Here is a 15,663-nt window from a genome sequence, read left to right as displayed (position 1 = left end):
GCATGCCACGGCCGTGTGGCGCCTTGTGGCTAGGGCGCAGGCCGGCTGCGCAGGAAGCCGTGGCGCGGGGCTATCCACCGGGCTCGGGCGTCGTCGGCTGCGGGGGCAACCCCTGTGAGCAGCATCTCGTCCTCGACCTGCAGGAACTGACGGGATTGCGCCCCGTCCGGGCCCGGCAGCACGCGCAGCGTGGCGCCGCCCAGGTCGATCCGTTCGCCCGGCGCGGGCGACACAGCGGAGGCCTCGGGCCAGATATCGCGCAGGCCGTCGAAGGCGCTCATGGCTTCTTCCGACGACGCCTGCGTCGACAGGATCCATCGCACGCGCCCGGGTGCCGCTGCAACGAGGGCCGCGATGTGCCCGGGGCTAGCGGGCAACGCATCGATCAACGCGCAATCGCCGCCCTCAGCTCCCACGAAGTAGCTGTGCGCCAGTTCGCCCGATGCTTCGCCCGTAACCCGCAGAACCCGCGCCGACAGCCGCGTCACCAGCCCGGCTTCGTGCGCATAGCGGCCACCGCCCTTGCCGTCCGGGTCGAGATGCGCCACTTCTTCGTATGCCGGTTCATCCATGTTCACCGGCCGTCGTCCCGCGGGCCCGTCCGCCAGCCGAGGCATGACGCGCGGAATGTGCTGCAGGCCGCGTGCATGAGTCATGAGTTCGGCCGTGCTTGCGAACTGCGCGAGTTGCTCGAGGATGCGGCGCGTCACGTTCATCAGCTTGAGCCCGCGCGCCGGGTCCACGGCCTCGGCGGGGCGCAGCCACATGTGCTCGACCGTCTCGCGGCCATCGGGCTGCACGCGCTGCGCTTCGGGCATCGGCGCGATGAAGAAGCGGGTGTCGAAGCGGCGCGGCATGCCCGGCGGTGTGAGCCAGTAAGCGAAATAAGCGAGCCGGTCGGCCGCGAGCCGCCAGCCGTGCCGCTCGCACAGCGAGAGCAGCGCATCGGTGCCTTGCTCCGCCGCATGGCGCATGGCGGCGAGCTGGTCGGGCGGCAGGCTGTCCAGCGACACCAGCCGTTCGGTGCCGCCGTCGGTCGCAAACAGCACGCCGGCTTCCTCAAAGCATTCGCGGATCGCGGCGGCGTAGTAGTCGAGCCCGCCATCAGGCACCGCGAGGCGTTCGCTCGCGGCCCTGTCGTCCATGCCGGCGCAGTGCACGTGCAGGCCGCGGTCGTGCGCATCGATCACGCCGCCCGGAAACACGCTGGCGCCGCTGTTCTGGTCGTTGGCCTTCTCGGCCCGCCGCAGCATCAGCACTTCGAGGCCGTGGCTTGCGTCGCGCAGAACGATGAGGGTGGCCGCCGAGCGCACGGGGCGCGGCGGCGAAGCGGGTTGTGGCGTGGCATCCGGAGTGCTGGCTGTCATGCACGCATTGTCGCGCCGGTGGCTGCTGCGAAGGCGACAGCAGGGGCCTCGGGCTGTCGCGCGGAAGACCGTCCGGAATGCGGTGCGCGACGTACCTTCAAGGCACATCGACTGTTGCTGAAGGACGCACCATGCATTTCGAATTCACACCCAGGGTGACCGCGCTGCGCGAGGAACTGCTCAAGTTCATGGACGAGTTCGTCTACCCGAACGAAAAGCGCCATGAAGAAGAACTGGCCGCCAACGCCCGCGCGGGCCGCCCCTACGCCGAGCTGCCGATGATGGCCGGCCTCAAGGCCAAGGCGCGCGAGCGCGGGCTGTGGAACCTGTTCCTGCCGGAGTCGGAGCACGGCCCGGGGCTGAGCAACGTCGAATACGCCCCGCTGTGCGAGATCATGGGCCGGCGCTACTGGTCCTCCGAAATCTTCAACTGCTCTGCGCCCGACACCGGCAACATGGAAGTGCTGGCGCGCTACGGCACCAAGGCCCAGCAGGAGCGTTGGCTCAAGCCGCTGCTGGCTGGAGAGATCCGCTCGTCCTTCGCGATGACCGAGCCCGAGGTGGCGTCGAGCGACGCCACCAACATCCGCTGCAGCATCCGCCGCGAAGGCAATGAGTACGTCATCAACGGGCGCAAGTGGTACATCACCGGCGCGATGAACGAGCGCTGCGAAATCTTCGTGCTGATGGGCAAGACCGACCCCGACAACGCAGATCGCCACAAGCAGCAGTCGATGATCCTCGTGCCGAAGAACACGCCCGGCGTGACCATCGTGCGCGACATGGCACTGCTCGGCGTCTACGACCCGCCGTTCGGCCACCCCGAGATCGTGTTCGACAACGTGCGCGTGCCGGTCGAGAACATCCTGCTCGGCGAAGGCCGCGGCTTCGAGATTGCACAGGGCCGCCTCGGGCCGGGACGCATCCATCACTGCATGCGTGCCATTGGCATGGCCGAGGCCGCGCTGGAAATGATGTGCCAGCGCCTCGTGTCGCGCGTCGCGTTCCACAAGCCGCTGTCGGAGCAGGGCGTGTGGCGCGAGCGCATTGCCGAGTCGCGCATGCTCATCGAGCAGTCGCGCTGGATGGTGCTCAACGCGGCCTACCGCATGGACACCGTGGGCAACAAGGTCGCCGCAAAGGAGATCGCAATGATCAAGGTGCTCACGCCCAACAACTGCGTGAAGGTGATCGACTGGGCGATGCAGGCCTTCGGCGCCATGGGCCTGAGCCAGGACACGCTGCTCACGCATTTCTACGCCTACGAGAGGCACCTGCGCGTGGCCGACGGTCCCGACGAGGTGCACCGCAACGCGATTGCCAAGCAGGAGCTGGCGGCGTACCAGTAAGGCAGGACCGACCAGCCGCGCGTCGGCAACGCTGCTTCAGCGGAGATCTTCTGCCGCAGCGTCGCCGCCTACCCAGCAGCCTTCCTGTGCCATCGCTTCCGGGGGCAGCCCCACGTGGATGGCAGAGGGCGACCCCATGGCCTCGCCCTGGCGAACCGTCACTGACAGCGCGCCGCGGCCGACCAGGCCCAGATGGCGTAGCCCCCACGCGAGCGCGGCCGCGGCGATGCCCGTGGCAGCGTCTTCCGGATAGCCCGAAGACTTTGGAAACTGTCGCGCGCTGACTGTGTCGGCTGCGTCCTGTGACATCGCGAAGGGATAGAGCCCGGTGGACCCGAGCCGCTCGCACAGCGATTCGACGCGCGAGAAATCCACGCGCAAGCCATGCAGCTGCGCCGTGTCCGCCAGCCGCACCAGTGTCTTCACGCGGCTGGTGGCGGCATTGAGCACCGGCCCCGCGATCTGCGACGCGTCGATGCCCAGGCATTGCGCGATCTCTTCGACCAGCGCTTGCTGCGTCACTTCCTGCACCACCGCGCGCGGCTGGCTGATCTGCACCGTGCCATCGACACGCCGTCCCGTCACGGTGCCGCTCAGCGTCTCGATGGCGACCGGTGCGCCGTTCCATTCATCGCGCTGGTGCAACAGCCACAGCGCGCCGACCGTGGCGTGGCCGCACATTTCCATTTCGTGGTTCGGTACGAAGTAGCGCATGCGCAGGGCATGAGTGGGCGTCGCGGGCTTCAGCACGAAGACCGATTCATGCCCGCTGCGCCGCGTGTATTCCTGCATCTGCGCGCTGGAGAGTGCATCGGCATCGAGCCAGACCGGCGCGGGGTTGCCGCCGACCTTCGGGTCGGGCCCCACGAAGACGCGGATGTTGTGAACGCTGGCCATCGTCAATCGGCCCTCGCGTTCACCGAGCGCGCGATGCCGCCCCAGAGCTTGATGTCGCCGCGGATCTGCGCCTGGAACCCGTCGGGCTGCACGTTCCACGGCGTCACGCCCTTGGCGAGCATGTCGGCGCGCAGGGCCGGGTCGTTCATTGCCGTGTCGAGCGCGGCGCGCAGGCGCTGCATCACCGGCTGCGGCGTGGCTGCCGGAGCCATCAGGCCGTACCAGAGCTGGGGCTTGAAGTCCTTGATGCCGGCCTGCTCGAAAGTGGGCACGCCGTCGAAGCCGGCCGAGGGCTCGCTGATCGCCAGCGCCCGCATGCGGCCGCCGCGCACCTGCGCCAGCAGCGCGGGCGGGTTGTCGAACAGCGCCTGGATCTGCCCCGCCATCAGGTCGGCCTGCGCGGGCGCTGCGCCGCGGTAGGGCACGTGCGTCATCTCGATGCCGGTGCGCTGCTTGAAAAGTTCACCTGTCAGATGGCTCAGGCTGCCGTTGCCGATGCTTCCGTAGTTGAGCGCCTGTGGATGCGCCTTGGCGTAGTCGATGAAGCCTTTCAGGTCGCGTGCCGCCAGCGAAGGCGTCACCACCAGCACGAAGGGCGTGGTGCCGATGGTGCCGACCGGCATCAGGTCCTTGATCGGGTCGTAGGGCAGCTTGGGGTACACCGCGTCGGCCGATGCGATGGTCGAGGTGGTGGCGGCCACCAGCGTGTAGCCGTCGGGGTTCGCCTTTGCGCCGAAGCCCGTGCCCACGGTGCCGCCCGCGCCGGAGCGGTTGTCGATGATCACCGACACGCCGAGCGCGGCCTGCAGCCGCTGCTGCACCGAGCGGAAGATCACGTCCGTGCCGCCGCCGGCGGGGAAGGGTACGATGATCGTGACCGGCTTGCCCGGATAGTCCGGGGCCGCCCAGGAGGCTGCAGGGCCGTACAGAAGCCCGGCGGCTGCCAGACCGAGGAGTGCGCGGCGCAGAGGTTTTGGGGTCATGCTTCTTGCTTGCGGGAGTGGTGTTTCCCGATTCTGTTGAGCGTGCACAAATGCGCGCGACCGATTGCGACATGCACGAATCCAAATGCGACAAGGAGTGGCCATGCACCTGAACAACGCGCCCTCGACGCCCCGCCAGTCGCTGTTCGTCGAGCGGCTGTCGCACCACGCCACCATGGTCGCGAACACCCGCGACCGCTATGCCACCGACACCCACGTGCACGATTGCGACATGCTGTTCGTGCCCCTCGCGGGACGCTTCAGCGTCGGCGATGCGCAGGGCGAGGCGCAGCGCCTCGGTCCCGGGCACTTCGTCTGGTTTGCGGCGGGGAGCGCGCATTCGACGACCACGCTTACGTCAGGGCAGACGCACATCGCTGTCTATGTCGATCCCGCGCTGTGGGCCACCGCCTTGCAGGCGCAGGGTGTCTCGGGGCCGCCGCAGGGCATGCGCGCGGGCAGCACCGCGCTGCGCGCGCTGTCGCAGCGGATGTTCGAATCCGCGAAGACCGGCGCTGGCGAAAACTACGCGCTGTGCGGCGCGCTCGTCATGGAGGCGGCGCGGCTCAGCGGCAACCCGCTGTCTGACGGCGATCCGTCATCGGCCCTGCTGGTGGCCGAACTGCTGGCCGAAGCCATCGAAAGCGACCTGGCAGAGCCTCTGTCGCTGGAAGCCTTTGCCCAGCAGCACCGCCTCTCGCGTCGCCAGGTGGAGCGCATCTTCCGAGCGAAGTACGGCGTATCGCCGCTGGCCTGGCTGCAGCGCCGGCGCCTGGAGCGCGCGGCCTACCTGCTGGCGCACACGCGGGAGTCGGTGCTGTCCATCGCCCTGCAGGTGGGCTGGGAGTCGGGCTCGTACCTGTCGCGGATGCTGGAGAAGACCTGGGCGAAGACCGCGACGCAGATCCGTGCCTCGGGACCCGGCTCTAGCCTTTACAGCGTCATTCCCCCGTCCACATGAATCACCTGCCCTGTGATGAAGGCTGCCGCCGGACTCAGCAGGAAGGCAATCGGGGCCGCGATGTCGTCGGGGGTTGCGAGCCTGCCCATGGGCACCTGTCCCAGGGCCGCCTTCCATTGCTGCTCGTTGAGCGCGCCGGCCTTCGCGCTGTCTTTCCGCACATAGCCCGGCGCCACGGCATTGACGGTCACGCCGCGCGGCGCCATTTCGGCGGCTGCGGCTTTCACCAGTGCTTCCACGCCCGCCTTGGCAGCGGCCGTCGCGGGAAATGTGGAACTGCCCAGACGGAAGCGATGTGCGACGAACGAACTCACCGCAACGAAGCGACCCTGCCCGCTCGCCTCCAACAGAGGCAGGCTCCTGCGCAGGAGGTGCGCTAGCGAAACGACCATGACGTGCAGCGAGCGCTCGACGATGTCGTCATCCAGCTCAGCGAGCGAACGCCTGTCCGCGAAGCCGGCATTGGCCACCACGCCGCGAAGGCCGCCTTGGGCTTGTGCGGCATCGAGCAGGGCGTCTATCGTCTGCGGCGTGCCGATATCTCCGACCACGACGGTGCTTCGCACCGCGCCGCATTGCTGTGCCACCGCTTCGGCCGCCGCACGGTTGCTGCCGGTGTGAATCACAAGGTCGACGCCCTGCGTTGAAAGGAGCCGGCAGGTTGCGGCGCCGATGCCCGAGCCCGCGCCGGTCACGATGACGGTGTTCATGCCAAAGCCGGCGCTTCAGGCCGAGAACGCGATGCGTTGCTTCTCGACGATCTTCCAGTCGATCTCGACACCGATGCCCGGGCCGCTCAGCACATGCACGTGCCCCGCTTCCGCCGGCGTCATGCGGACCAGGATGTCTTCCTGGAAAACATACTTCGGCATGTAGAACTCGCAGCCCAGAGAGACGTTGGAACTTGCCGCAATGAAGTGCGACGCGGCCGCCAGTGCAACGCCGCCCTCCCACAGCGTGCCGCCGTAGCAGGGAAGACCCGCCGCTTCGGCGATTGCGTTCACCTTCATGGCCTTGCCGATGCCACCGGCCTTCATGAGCTTGATGCTGATGATGTCGGCGGCGCGCTCCTGCACCGTGCGCAGCGCCTCGGCCGGGGAGAACACGCTTTCGTCGGCCATGATCGGCGTGTCGAGTGCCGCTGCAATCTGCGCCATGGCCGCGATGGCATCGCGCGGCACCGGTTGTTCGATGAAGGTGGGCTTGAACTGCTCGACGTCACGCAGCTGCTGCAGCGCGTTGTAGGGCTGCAGGCCCTGGTTGTAGTCGATGCGCAAATCGAACTCGAAGCCCAGATGCTCTCTCAGCAGCGAGAGCCGGCGCATGTCTTCCGCATGCGAAGCAAAGCCCGTCTTCACCTTGAAGATGCGATGCCCGGCGCCGAGCATCTGCTTCGCGAGCTCGATGTCGGCGTCGATGTCGGGATTGGCGATGGAGAAAGAAAAGGGAATCCTGTCGCGCACCTTGCCGCCGATCAGCGAATACAGCGGCAGGTTGGCCGCCTTGCCGCACAGGTCGAACAGGGCCATCTCCACCGCGGCCTTGGCTTCGGGGCTGCCGACCAGCGCCCGGTCGCAGTCGGCCATGCGCTGCGGAATGTCGCGCGGGTCTGTGCCCAGGAGCACGGGGCGCAGGTATTGCGCAATGCCGTGGAACAGGTTCTCGTTGGTGCCCGAGAACACCTCCCACGCCTGCCCCTCGCCGATGCCATCGATGCCCTGGTCGGTTCGCACGCGGACCACCACGCGCTTGATGGAGGCCTGGATGCTTCCCACGCCCTGCGATCGCTTCATCTTGATGGGCGATTCGAGCAGGTGCACTTCGATGTTCTGGATCTTCATGGTGATGGTGCCTGGGAGTGATCGTCAGACCTTGATTTGCGGCGGGATCTTGTCTTCGCTGACGCCCCCGACGGACTTGAGGTTCGAGATGAAGGTCTTGCGGATGTTTCCGCTTGCGCGTTCGCTGGCGAGCCATCCGTTGACGTGCTTGAGCCAGCGCGTGTCGGCCTCCTTGCGAACGCCGCCATTGGAGGTTGCGACTTCTTCAGGCGTCAGGATGACCACCTGGCCCACCGCGGGATTCTTGCTGGCCAGGCTCAGGGCCAGCGGCAGGACGAGGATCTGGGCGTCGGCGCGCCCGACCTGCAGCGCAAGCGTTGCATCGACGGCGCTGTCCAGCCGGGTGATCTCCGCGTTCTTGAGCAGGCGCGTGGCGAGCGTGTCGTGCGAAGAGCCCTTGTCGACCACGACGCGGATCGTGGGCTGGTCGAGCTCTGCCCAGGTCTTGGGCGCATAGCCCTTCTTGCAGACCGCGGCAAAGGCGATGTTCAAAACCGGGTCAGTGAAGTCGATCACCTGCAGGCGCGCGGGCGTCGGGTTCAGGCCGAAGAAGATGTCGATCTTTTGCGACTGCAACTCGAGCACCGAATTGCCCCAACTGGTGGGCGTGATGTCGAGCTTTGCGTCCAGGCTCTTGGCCAGGCCGCGATAGAAATCGGCCATGCAGCCGAGCCACTCCCCGCTCACCATGTCCTTCTTGTAATAGGGCAGTCCGCCATCGACCGCGCCGACGCGCATGACCTTGGTGCGCGTTACGCGCTCCCATGTCGATTCGCTCGCCTGCGCCAACGCGGTCGCCCACGAAGCGGCACCCGCCGCCAACATTGAACCAGCAACAAAATCGCGACGCTTCATGATGAATACTCCGTTTTCAGGGCTCGGGGGGAAGGAAAAAACAAGGCATCGGCTTCGACTTGAAGCGATGACAGTCTTCGGTGGATGTGATCGTAGGTACGACAGGAGACCGAAGGTAGAGACCAGATCGTCGAAAGAACACTCGATCTCGTCGTTTCGACGACGGCGGATGCCGATATGCGATCCCTGGGGATGAGCAAGTCACAGGGGCGTCGAGCAAGAAGCTTGCCATTGCAACGATGGATTACTGGCTGGCTGGCAGTCAGGAAGCGCCGCCCCCGGGCCCTTACATTCACACGAACCACTGAAAGCTCCCCAATGCCCCGCCCCGTCCTCGAAGAAGCCCGCATCCACCCCGCCATCCGCGCAAGGCTGGCCGACAGCCGCCAGACCTTCGTGCGCGAAGTCATGGCGGCAGTTGCCGAGCACGACGTGGTCGTGGTCGGCATGGGCATCAACCCGTTCCCCAAGAAAGCGCGCCAGGCCCTCGACCGGATCGGGCAGCCGTACAAGTACCTCGGGTACGGCAGCTACCTGAGCCGATGGCGCGACCGCAACGCGCTCAAGATGTGGACCGGGTGGCCGACCTTTCCGATGGTGTTCGTCAAGGGCATGCTGGTCGGCGGCGCCACCGACTTGCAGAAGCTCATCGACAGCGGCGAGCTCAAGACTCTTCTCGCCAGCCGATAGCCACCGGCTAGCCCGGCACTTCCCACGCAAAGCCGACGCCGTACACCGACCGTATCCAGTCGTGCTCGGGCGTGACCGAGCCGAGCTTGCGGCGCAGGTTCTTCACGTGGCTGTCGATGGCGCGTTCGGTCACGTCCACCGTGTCGTCGTAGGCCAGTTCGAGCAGGCGGGAGCGCGAGAAGATGCGCCCCGGGTGCCGCGACAGCACCTGCAGCAGCCCGAACTCGCGCCGCGTGAGGTTCAGCGGCGTGCCTTCGAGCGAGGCGCGCCAGTGCACGTCGTCGAGCACCAGCCCCGGAGCATCGCTCTGCGAGGCCGAACCCTGCGCCAGCCCCGGCGCGGTGCGCCGCAGCACCGCGCGCACGCGCGCCACCAGCTCGCGCGGCGAGAAGGGCTTGCACACGTAGTCGTCGGCGCCCAGCTCCAGGCCCAGCAGCCGGTCGACCTCCTCGATGCGCGCGGTCAGCATGATGATCGGGTGCGCCGTGTGCTCGCGCGCGCGGCGCAGCACCTCGATGCCGTCGAGCCGCGGCAGCATGATGTCGAGCAGCGTGAGGTCGGGCGGTGCGGCGACGATGCTTTCCAGCGCGCTTTGCCCGTCGGTGAAGTGCTCGGTTTCGTAGCCCGCGTGGCGCAGGTAGTCCTGCACCACCGAGGCGATGTCGGTTTCGTCTTCGACGATGACGATGCGTGTCATGAGGATGTCCCCAGTGGAAGGGTGATGGTCACGCGCAGCCCGCCCAGGGGCGAGGCTGACGCATCGATGGTGCCGCCGTGCGTCTCGATGGTCGCGCGGCAGATCGAAAGGCCGAGCCCGGAGCCACCGTGTTCGCGGCTGCGCGAGGCTTCGCCGCGGAACAGGCGGTCGAACAGGCGCGGCAGTTCGGCCTCGGGCACGCCCGGCGCGCTGTCGTCGAACAGCAGGGTGAGGCAGTTGCCGGTCCATGCGCCCTCGACCGTGACGTCGATGCGCAGCTGTCCGCCCTGGTCGGTGTAGGCCAGCGTGTTCTCCAGCAGGTTCATGAAGACCTGGTGCAGCCGGTGCGCGTCGCCGTCGATGGTCGGCTGCGCGGCGGCGCCGATGAGGTCGATGGCGCGCCGGTCCACCGTGATGCCACGCGCGGCGAAGCGGTCGCGCGTGTGGTCGAGCGCTTCTTTCAGCAGCGACAGCGGAAACACCGTGGCCGTTAGCAGGTCGCTCTGCGGCTCGCGCATGCTGCTGCGCAGGTCGTCGACCAGCTGGCCGAGCCGTATCACCTGCCGGTGCAGCCGCAGCGCGGTGCGTTCGTCGAAAGTGCGTACGCCGTCCTGCAGCGCCTCGATTTCCGCACGCATGGCGGCCAGCGGCGTGCGCAGCTCGTGCGCCGCATCGGCCAGCCAGGCGCGGCGCGAGGCCTCGACCGTGTCCAGGCGCTGTGCCATGTCGTTGAAGGTACGCCCGAGCAGCGCCAGCTCGTCCGAGCCCTGCACCGCGACGCGGGTGGAGAGCCGGCCGCGCGCCAGGTCTTGCGCGGCCTGCGTGAGTTCGTCGATGGGCTTGAACCAGCGGCGTGCCAGCAGCCACGACAGCACCAGTGCGAAGCCGAGGCCGCACAGGCCCGTGAGCACGATCACGCCCGACTGCCGCGCCACGAAGGCGCGGTCGGCCTCGCTTTCGAGGCCCTGCAGCGGCGTGAGCGCCAGATAGCCGATGACCGTGCGGTCGCGCCGGATCGGCGTGCGCGCGGCGTTCGCCAGGTCGACGTCGGCGCCCACCACGCGCGCGCCGTGCGCGTCGAGCACGGCCAGCCGCTGGAAGATGGAGTCGGGCGATTCCCGTGGATCGCGAAAGAACCACGGCGGCGGCATGGTCGGCAGCCGGCGCGGCATCAGGTCGAGCTGTGGCGACGACAGCGTCGTCTCCGACGGCGGCGGGGGCGGCGGGCTGCCGTCGGCACCGTTGTCGTGCTGTGGAGGGGCGGAAGGATTGCCGCCGCGCATGGCGCGGTAGTCGTACCAGGGCGGCAGCCGCCGCTCGTCGCCGGCGTTGCTGCCGTTGCTGGTGCTGTCGAGCAGGGCAGCCATCCGGCCCATCTGCAGGCGGCGCCAGGCGTCGTCGTTGTCGCGCAGGCTCTTCCAGTCGCCGTTGGCGACGTAGTGCTTCAGCAGCAGATCGGTGAGCCAGTCCATGCGCCGGATCTCGATCTCGGCCACGTAGGAGCCCAGGCCGCGTTGCAGCGCGATGATCGACAGGCCCGCGAAGCTGATCAACAGCACGATCAACAGGGCGGCCAGCGCCAGGAAGATCTTCCTGGAAAGTGTCAGGTGAGGCATGGACTGGGGGGAGGCATGGCCGCATTCTGCGGCATGCATGGCGGGCAGGCGAAGGGGTACTTCATGGGCAAGCGGCCGATCATTGCGGCCGAATGTGGAGGAAATTGGGAGGAAATTTCTCCACCATTTCTCCTGAATCGGCCCGCACGATGCAGGCCATGAACCCTCCTCACATGGGCCTGCCGCTGCAGCTGGCGATCACGGTGTTTTTCTGGCTGATCGCCCAGGCGTGGACGCTGTTCGTCTTCTGGGCGGAGGGATGCGCCACGCGGCCCGCCGCGTCCGGCACCGGACTGATCGACAAGGAAAAGACGCCATGACACCCCCCGATTCGCTGCTCCCCGGGCGCCGCGGCCTGCTGGCCGCCTTCGGCGCCGCGGGCCTGTCGGCATCGGCACGCCCGGCACTTGCCGCGCCGCGCCGCCTGCCGCTGACTGCGCAGGCCACCGAAGGGCCGTACTACCTCGACCTCGCACTGGAGCGCCGCGACATCACCGAAGGGCTCGACGGCGTGCCGCTGGACGTGCGCTTCACTGTGTGCGACGCGGCCGGCCGGCCGCTGCCCAGGCTGCGCGTGGACCTGTGGCACTGCGACGCGCAGGGGCGCTACTCGGGCTTCGGCGAGCAGGGCGACGACCGCGCCCAGTCGTTCGAAGGCAAGACCTTCCTGCGCGGCAGCCAGCACACCGATAGCGAGGGCGCCGTGTCCTTCGGCACCGTGTACCCGGGCTGGTATGCAGGGCGCACCACGCACATCCATTTCAAGGTGATCAAGGGCGCGCACGCCGTGCTCACCTCGCAGTTCTTCCTGCCCGATGCGCTGAGCGAGTTTCTCTACACGCAGATGCCGCTCTATCAGCGCGCGCGGCTGCGCGACACGCTCAACAGCGTGGACGGCATCGCATTGAAGGCCGGCGCAACGGTGCTCGGCGCGGTGCGCGAGGAGCGGCAGCGCTACGTTGCCGCGCTCGCGCTGGTGGTGGACCCGGCGGCGAACCCGGTGACTGACCGGCCGCCGCGGCCGGGTGCTGGCTTTGGGGGTGCTGGTGGCCCGCCGCCCGGCGGGATGCCGCCCCCCGGTGGCGGTGGCATGCGTCCGGTGCGGCCCCGCGCGCTGGAAGGCACGGCGCGCGCCCGCGCGTTGGTGCCGCCGCGCGCCGAAGGCTAAGTGCCGCAAGCCACGCTTGCAGCGGGCGTGCGGGCTCAGGCCGGCCGCTCCGCGAAGCTGAAGCCTACGCCGTAGACCGAGCGGATCCAGTCGTGCGAGGGCACGGCGGCCGCGAGTTTCTTGCGCAGGTTCTTGATGTGCCCGTCGACCGCTCGTTCGTTGACGTCGAAAGCCTCCGGAAACGCGGCTTCGAGCAGCTTGGAGCGCGTGAATACCCGGCCGGGGTCGCGCGACAGCGCCCGCAACAGCAGCAGCTCGCGGCGCGTCAGCCTCAGTGCGCGCCCCTCCAGGCAGGCGTTGCCTCGCGGATCGTCGAAGCGCACCGCTGTCGAGGGCCGGGCGGCCGTATCGCGCCACTGCGCATGCCGGCGCAGCACCGTGTGGATGCGCGCCACCACCTCGCGCGGCGAAAAGGGCTTGCAGACATAGTCGTCGGCGCCCAGGTCGAGCGCCAGCAGCCGGTCGGCTTCCTGCGCGCGCGCCGTCAGCATGATGATCGGGTGGTTGCCGTACGAGCGCACCGTCTCCAGCACCTGGATGCCGTCGATGCGCGGCAGCACGATGTCGAGCAGGGTGAGCGCCGGCGGCATGCTCAGGATGCGCTCCAGCGCCGCCGAGCCGTCTTCGACCTGCTCGACCTCGTGGCCTGCGCCTTGCAGGTGGCCGAGCAGCAGCGGGGCGCTGCTGTCGCGTCCGTCTTCCACCAGCAGGATGCGAGCCATGGCCAGGGTACTCCGCTCAGAAGGAGGTTCCGATCTGGAACTGGAAGCGCTGCGTGCGGTCGGCCGAGATGCCGTTGGCCGTGTCTTCCTTCTGGTAGATCAGCGGCACCGCGTAGGCCAGCCGCAGCGGGCCGAGCGGCGAGATCCAGCTGATGCCGATGCCGGTCGACGCGCGAATGCGGTTCTGCGCCTTCCATTGCGCGTCCGTCATGCTGGCGGTGCGGTCGGCGAACACGTTGCCCGCGTCGAAGAAGGTGTACAGGCGCAGCGTCTTGTCGTTGCCCGCACCCGGGAAGGGCGTGCTGAATTCCATGTTGAAGATCGCCTTGCGCGTGCCCCCGAGCGCGCCGTCGGTGACCGAGTCTTTCGGGCCGAGCGAGTTCTGCTCGAAGCCGCGGATCGAGCCCAGGCCGCCGGCGTAGAAGTTCTTGAAGATCGGGTAGGTGCTGTCGCCCAGTGCCCGCGCATAGCCGAGCTGACCGTTGATGGCCAGCGTGTACTGCTTGGACAGCGGAAAGTACTGCTGGTACTGGTAGTTGGTCTTCAGGTAGCGCAGCTCGCTGCCTACGCCCATCTCGAGGTTGGCGCTCTGCAGCCGGCCGCGCGTGGGCACCAGTGCGCTGTCGCGGTCGTCGCGCGACCAGCCCAGCGTGGCCGGGATGCCCACCACGCTCGACTTGGCGCAGGTCACGCTCGGCGCGGTGCCCGTGCACTTGAAATAGTCGAGGTAGGCCTGCGGCGTGGCGGTGTACACGTACGAGCCGTCGACCAGCGTGTAGGTGCCGTTGGTGCCGGGCGTGAAGGACCAGCGCTCCAGGCCGATGCCGAGAAACACCGTGTCCTGCTCGCCCACCGGAAAGCCGAAGCGGATGGAGCCGCCTTCGCTCGCGAGCTTGTAGTTGCCGTCGGCCTCGTAGTACGGCCGCGTGGTGGTATGGAACACGTTGATCGTGCGCGAGATGCCGTCCTTGGTGAAGTACGGGTCGGTCGCCGTGACCGAGATGGTGCGGTTGTACGAGCTCGTGTTCACGTTCAGCCCCAGGTAGTTGCCGCTGCCGAACACGTTCTCCTGCGTGATGCCGAAGCTCAGCGAGACCTTGTCGGTGGACGAGTAGCCCGCGCCCAGCTGCAGCGAGCCGGTCGGCTTCTCGGCCACGTTCACTACCAGGTCGACCTGGTCGGGCGAGCCGGGCACGTCGACGGTGTCGACGTTCACTTCGGTGAAGAAGCCCAGGCGGTCGACCCGGTCGCGCGAGGCGCGGATCTTGTTGCCGTCGTACCAGGCGCCTTCGTACTGGCGAAACTCGCGGCGGATCACCTCGTCGCGCGTACGCGCATTGCCGCCGATGTTGATGCGCCGCACGTACGCACGGCGCGAGGACTCGGCCTTCAGCACCAGCGTGACGCGATTGTTCTCGCGGTCGATCTCGGGCTCGGCCTTCACGCGTGCGAAGGCATAGCCGAAGGTGCCGAAGTAGTCGGTAAAGGCCTTGGTGGTGGCGGCCACGTCTTCGCCGTTGTAGGGCGCGCCGGGGCGGATGGTCACCAGCGTCTTGAACTCGTCCTCGTGGCCCACGTAGTCGCCCGCGAGCTTCACGCCGGCCACCACGAACTTCTGGCCTTCGATGATGTTGATGGTGAGGGTCAGCGTCTGCCGGTCCGGCGAAATGGCGACCTGCGTCGACTCGATGCGGAACTCCAGGTAGCCGCGCGTGATGTAGTAGGAGCGCAGCGTCTCCAGGTCGCCGTTGAACTTGGTGCGCGAGTACTGGTTGGACTTGGTGTACCAGTCGAGCCAGCCGCCGGTGTCCTGGTCGAACAGGTCGAGCAGTGTGCTTTCGCTGAAGGCCTTGTTGCCAACCACGTGCACTTCCTTGATGCGCGCGGACTCGCCTTCGGTCACGGTGAAGGTCAGGTTCACGCGGTTGTTCTCCAGCGGCGTGACGGTGGTGATGACCTGTGCGTTGTAAAGACTGCGGCTGATGTACTGCCGCTTGAGCTCCTGCTCGGCTCGGTCGGCCAGTGCCTTGTCGTAGGCCTGCCCTTCTGCGATGCCCACCTCGCGCAGCGCCTTCTGCAGCGCGGCCTTGTCGAACTCCTTGGTGCCCACGAAGTCGACGTCGGCGATGGAGGGGCGCTCTTCCACCACCACCACCAGCACGTTGCCGTTCACGTCGATGCGCACGTCCTTGAAGAGGCCGAGCTTGAACAGCTCGCGGATGGCGGCGCTGCCGCGCTCGTCGCTGTAGGTGTCGCCGGCGCGAAGGCCCATGGTGGCGAAGACGGTGCCGGGCTCGACGCGCTGGAGGCCCTCCAGCTTGATGTCCCTGACGGTGAACGGTTCGACGGCCCAGGCGGGAAGAGCGACGAGAGGGGCGACGAGAGAGGCAAGCAGCGCGCCGGCCGCTGCGAGGGACTTGGGAAAGTGCATCGACGGATGGTCTTTGCCAATGTCGGAGAAATTTGGGACTTTTCTCCGGCTGCCCCGGGCCGCTCGGGGTCTTTACCTTGGTCTTT

15 protein-coding genes are annotated in these 15,663 nt (G+C 67.7%); 5 read left to right on the top strand and 10 right to left on the bottom strand.

The window, feature by feature from the left end:
* Positions 1-29: 29 nt before the first annotated feature.
* Entirely contained in the window at positions 30-1,367 is a 1,338-nt protein-coding gene (locus tag ACN9MV_RS26190) for an NUDIX domain-containing protein (protein WP_426390142.1), read from the bottom strand.
* A gap of 131 nt (positions 1,368-1,498) precedes the next feature.
* Between ACN9MV_RS26190 and ACN9MV_RS26185 the strand changes: the two genes are divergently transcribed.
* Positions 1,499-2,716 carry an acyl-CoA dehydrogenase family protein gene (locus ACN9MV_RS26185; protein WP_093057406.1) on the top strand — a complete coding sequence of 406 codons (1,218 nt, stop codon included), beginning with the start codon at positions 1,499-1,501 and terminating at the stop codon, positions 2,714-2,716.
* Positions 2,717-2,752: 36 nt separating this feature from the next.
* Here the strand turns inward: ACN9MV_RS26185 and ACN9MV_RS26180 are convergent, their stop codons facing one another.
* Positions 2,753-3,613 (bottom strand): PhzF family phenazine biosynthesis protein, encoded by an 861-nt coding sequence (locus ACN9MV_RS26180; RefSeq protein WP_426390140.1) that lies wholly within the window; start codon positions 3,611-3,613, stop codon positions 2,753-2,755.
* A gap of 2 nt (positions 3,614-3,615) precedes the next feature.
* Entirely contained in the window at positions 3,616-4,596 is a 981-nt protein-coding gene (locus ACN9MV_RS26175) for a Bug family tripartite tricarboxylate transporter substrate binding protein (protein ID WP_176928876.1), read from the bottom strand.
* Between the two features lie 103 nt (positions 4,597-4,699).
* Here ACN9MV_RS26175 and ACN9MV_RS26170 point away from each other — a divergent pair, with 103 nt between their 5' ends.
* Positions 4,700-5,557: a helix-turn-helix domain-containing protein gene (locus ACN9MV_RS26170; RefSeq protein ID WP_426390139.1), complete on the top strand. Its 858-nt coding sequence runs from the start codon at positions 4,700-4,702 to the stop codon at positions 5,555-5,557.
* Here the strand turns inward: ACN9MV_RS26170 and ACN9MV_RS26165 are convergent.
* Genes ACN9MV_RS26165 through ACN9MV_RS26155 form a run of 3 tightly spaced genes read right to left on the bottom strand, consistent with a single transcriptional unit; the run spans position 5,530 to position 8,253 of the window.
* Positions 5,530-6,267 (bottom strand): SDR family NAD(P)-dependent oxidoreductase, encoded by a 738-nt coding sequence (locus ACN9MV_RS26165; protein ID WP_097198176.1) that lies wholly within the window; start codon positions 6,265-6,267, stop codon positions 5,530-5,532. The two genes, ACN9MV_RS26170 and ACN9MV_RS26165, sit on opposite strands and share 28 nt — an antisense overlap.
* A gap of 15 nt (positions 6,268-6,282) precedes the next feature.
* Complete coding sequence (locus ACN9MV_RS26160; RefSeq protein WP_426390138.1) at positions 6,283-7,398, bottom strand: enolase C-terminal domain-like protein; 1,116 nt, start codon at positions 7,396-7,398, stop codon at positions 6,283-6,285.
* Positions 7,399-7,422: 24 nt separating this feature from the next.
* Complete coding sequence (locus tag ACN9MV_RS26155) at positions 7,423-8,253, bottom strand: transporter substrate-binding domain-containing protein (RefSeq protein ID WP_218137545.1); 831 nt, start codon at positions 8,251-8,253, stop codon at positions 7,423-7,425.
* A gap of 318 nt (positions 8,254-8,571) precedes the next feature.
* Between ACN9MV_RS26155 and ACN9MV_RS26150 the strand changes: the two genes are divergently transcribed.
* On the top strand, positions 8,572-8,943 hold the full coding sequence (locus ACN9MV_RS26150; protein ID WP_426390136.1) for a glutaredoxin domain-containing protein: 372 nt from the start codon (positions 8,572-8,574) through the stop codon (positions 8,941-8,943).
* 7 nt (positions 8,944-8,950) lie between these two features.
* Here ACN9MV_RS26150 and ACN9MV_RS26145 read toward each other — a convergent pair whose 3' ends face one another.
* Complete coding sequence (locus ACN9MV_RS26145) at positions 8,951-9,640, bottom strand: response regulator (RefSeq protein ID WP_093057410.1); 690 nt, start codon at positions 9,638-9,640, stop codon at positions 8,951-8,953.
* Positions 9,637-11,256: an ATP-binding protein gene (locus tag ACN9MV_RS26140; protein ID WP_093057495.1), complete on the bottom strand. Its 1,620-nt coding sequence runs from the start codon at positions 11,254-11,256 to the stop codon at positions 9,637-9,639. The genes ACN9MV_RS26145 and ACN9MV_RS26140 overlap by 4 nt, the downstream gene beginning before the upstream one ends.
* Before the next feature lie 158 nt (positions 11,257-11,414).
* Here ACN9MV_RS26140 and ACN9MV_RS26135 point away from each other — a divergent pair, with 158 nt between their 5' ends.
* Positions 11,415-11,576 carry a hypothetical protein gene (locus ACN9MV_RS26135; RefSeq protein WP_426390135.1) on the top strand — a complete coding sequence of 54 codons (162 nt, stop codon included), beginning with the start codon at positions 11,415-11,417 and terminating at the stop codon, positions 11,574-11,576.
* The gene (locus tag ACN9MV_RS26130) at positions 11,573-12,424 is read left to right on the top strand and encodes an intradiol ring-cleavage dioxygenase (RefSeq protein WP_426390134.1); all 852 of its coding nucleotides are present in this window, start codon (positions 11,573-11,575) and stop codon (positions 12,422-12,424) included. The genes ACN9MV_RS26135 and ACN9MV_RS26130 overlap by 4 nt, the downstream gene beginning before the upstream one ends.
* A 35-nt stretch (positions 12,425-12,459) precedes the next feature.
* On the opposite strand, the gene ACN9MV_RS26125 is transcribed toward ACN9MV_RS26130, so the two are convergent.
* Both ACN9MV_RS26125 and bamA read right to left on the bottom strand, forming a co-directional pair.
* A complete protein-coding gene (locus ACN9MV_RS26125; RefSeq protein ID WP_093057412.1) occupies positions 12,460-13,146 on the bottom strand; it encodes a response regulator in 687 nt (228 codons plus the stop codon).
* A gap of 16 nt (positions 13,147-13,162) precedes the next feature.
* A complete protein-coding gene (gene bamA / locus ACN9MV_RS26120; RefSeq protein ID WP_426390132.1) occupies positions 13,163-15,577 on the bottom strand; it encodes an outer membrane protein assembly factor BamA in 2,415 nt (804 codons plus the stop codon).
* Positions 15,578-15,663 lie beyond the last annotated feature (86 nt).

Origin of the sequence: Variovorax sp. R-27 (assembly GCF_049913215.1) — a bacterium.
Lineage (GTDB): Bacteria > Pseudomonadota > Gammaproteobacteria > Burkholderiales > Burkholderiaceae_C > Variovorax.
The sequence above is the reverse complement of the archived record's forward strand: the minus strand, read 5'-3'. Positions and strand labels throughout refer to the sequence as shown.

Bases quoted from the DNA above. Each gene is read 5' to 3' on its own strand.
- ACN9MV_RS26190 (WP_426390142.1), bottom strand. From the start codon at position 1,367: ATGACAGCCAGCACTCCGGATGCCACGCCACAACCCGCTTCGCCGCCG.
- ACN9MV_RS26185 (WP_093057406.1), top strand. From the start codon at position 1,499: ATGCATTTCGAATTCACACCCAGGGTGACCGCGCTGCGCGAGGAACTG.
- ACN9MV_RS26180 (WP_426390140.1), bottom strand. From the start codon at position 3,613: ATGGCCAGCGTTCACAACATCCGCGTCTTCGTGGGGCCCGACCCGAAG.
- ACN9MV_RS26175 (WP_176928876.1), bottom strand. From the start codon at position 4,596: ATGACCCCAAAACCTCTGCGCCGCGCACTCCTCGGTCTGGCAGCCGCC.
- ACN9MV_RS26170 (WP_426390139.1), top strand. From the start codon at position 4,700: ATGCACCTGAACAACGCGCCCTCGACGCCCCGCCAGTCGCTGTTCGTC.
- ACN9MV_RS26165 (WP_097198176.1), bottom strand. From the start codon at position 6,267: ATGAACACCGTCATCGTGACCGGCGCGGGCTCGGGCATCGGCGCCGCA.
- ACN9MV_RS26160 (WP_426390138.1), bottom strand. From the start codon at position 7,398: ATGAAGATCCAGAACATCGAAGTGCACCTGCTCGAATCGCCCATCAAG.
- ACN9MV_RS26155 (WP_218137545.1), bottom strand. From the start codon at position 8,253: ATGAAGCGTCGCGATTTTGTTGCTGGTTCAATGTTGGCGGCGGGTGCC.
- ACN9MV_RS26150 (WP_426390136.1), top strand. From the start codon at position 8,572: ATGCCCCGCCCCGTCCTCGAAGAAGCCCGCATCCACCCCGCCATCCGC.
- ACN9MV_RS26145 (WP_093057410.1), bottom strand. From the start codon at position 9,640: ATGACACGCATCGTCATCGTCGAAGACGAAACCGACATCGCCTCGGTG.
- ACN9MV_RS26140 (WP_093057495.1), bottom strand. From the start codon at position 11,256: ATGCCTCACCTGACACTTTCCAGGAAGATCTTCCTGGCGCTGGCCGCC.
- ACN9MV_RS26135 (WP_426390135.1), top strand. From the start codon at position 11,415: ATGAACCCTCCTCACATGGGCCTGCCGCTGCAGCTGGCGATCACGGTG.
- ACN9MV_RS26130 (WP_426390134.1), top strand. From the start codon at position 11,573: ATGACACCCCCCGATTCGCTGCTCCCCGGGCGCCGCGGCCTGCTGGCC.
- ACN9MV_RS26125 (WP_093057412.1), bottom strand. From the start codon at position 13,146: ATGGCTCGCATCCTGCTGGTGGAAGACGGACGCGACAGCAGCGCCCCG.
- bamA (WP_426390132.1), bottom strand. From the start codon at position 15,577: ATGCACTTTCCCAAGTCCCTCGCAGCGGCCGGCGCGCTGCTTGCCTCT.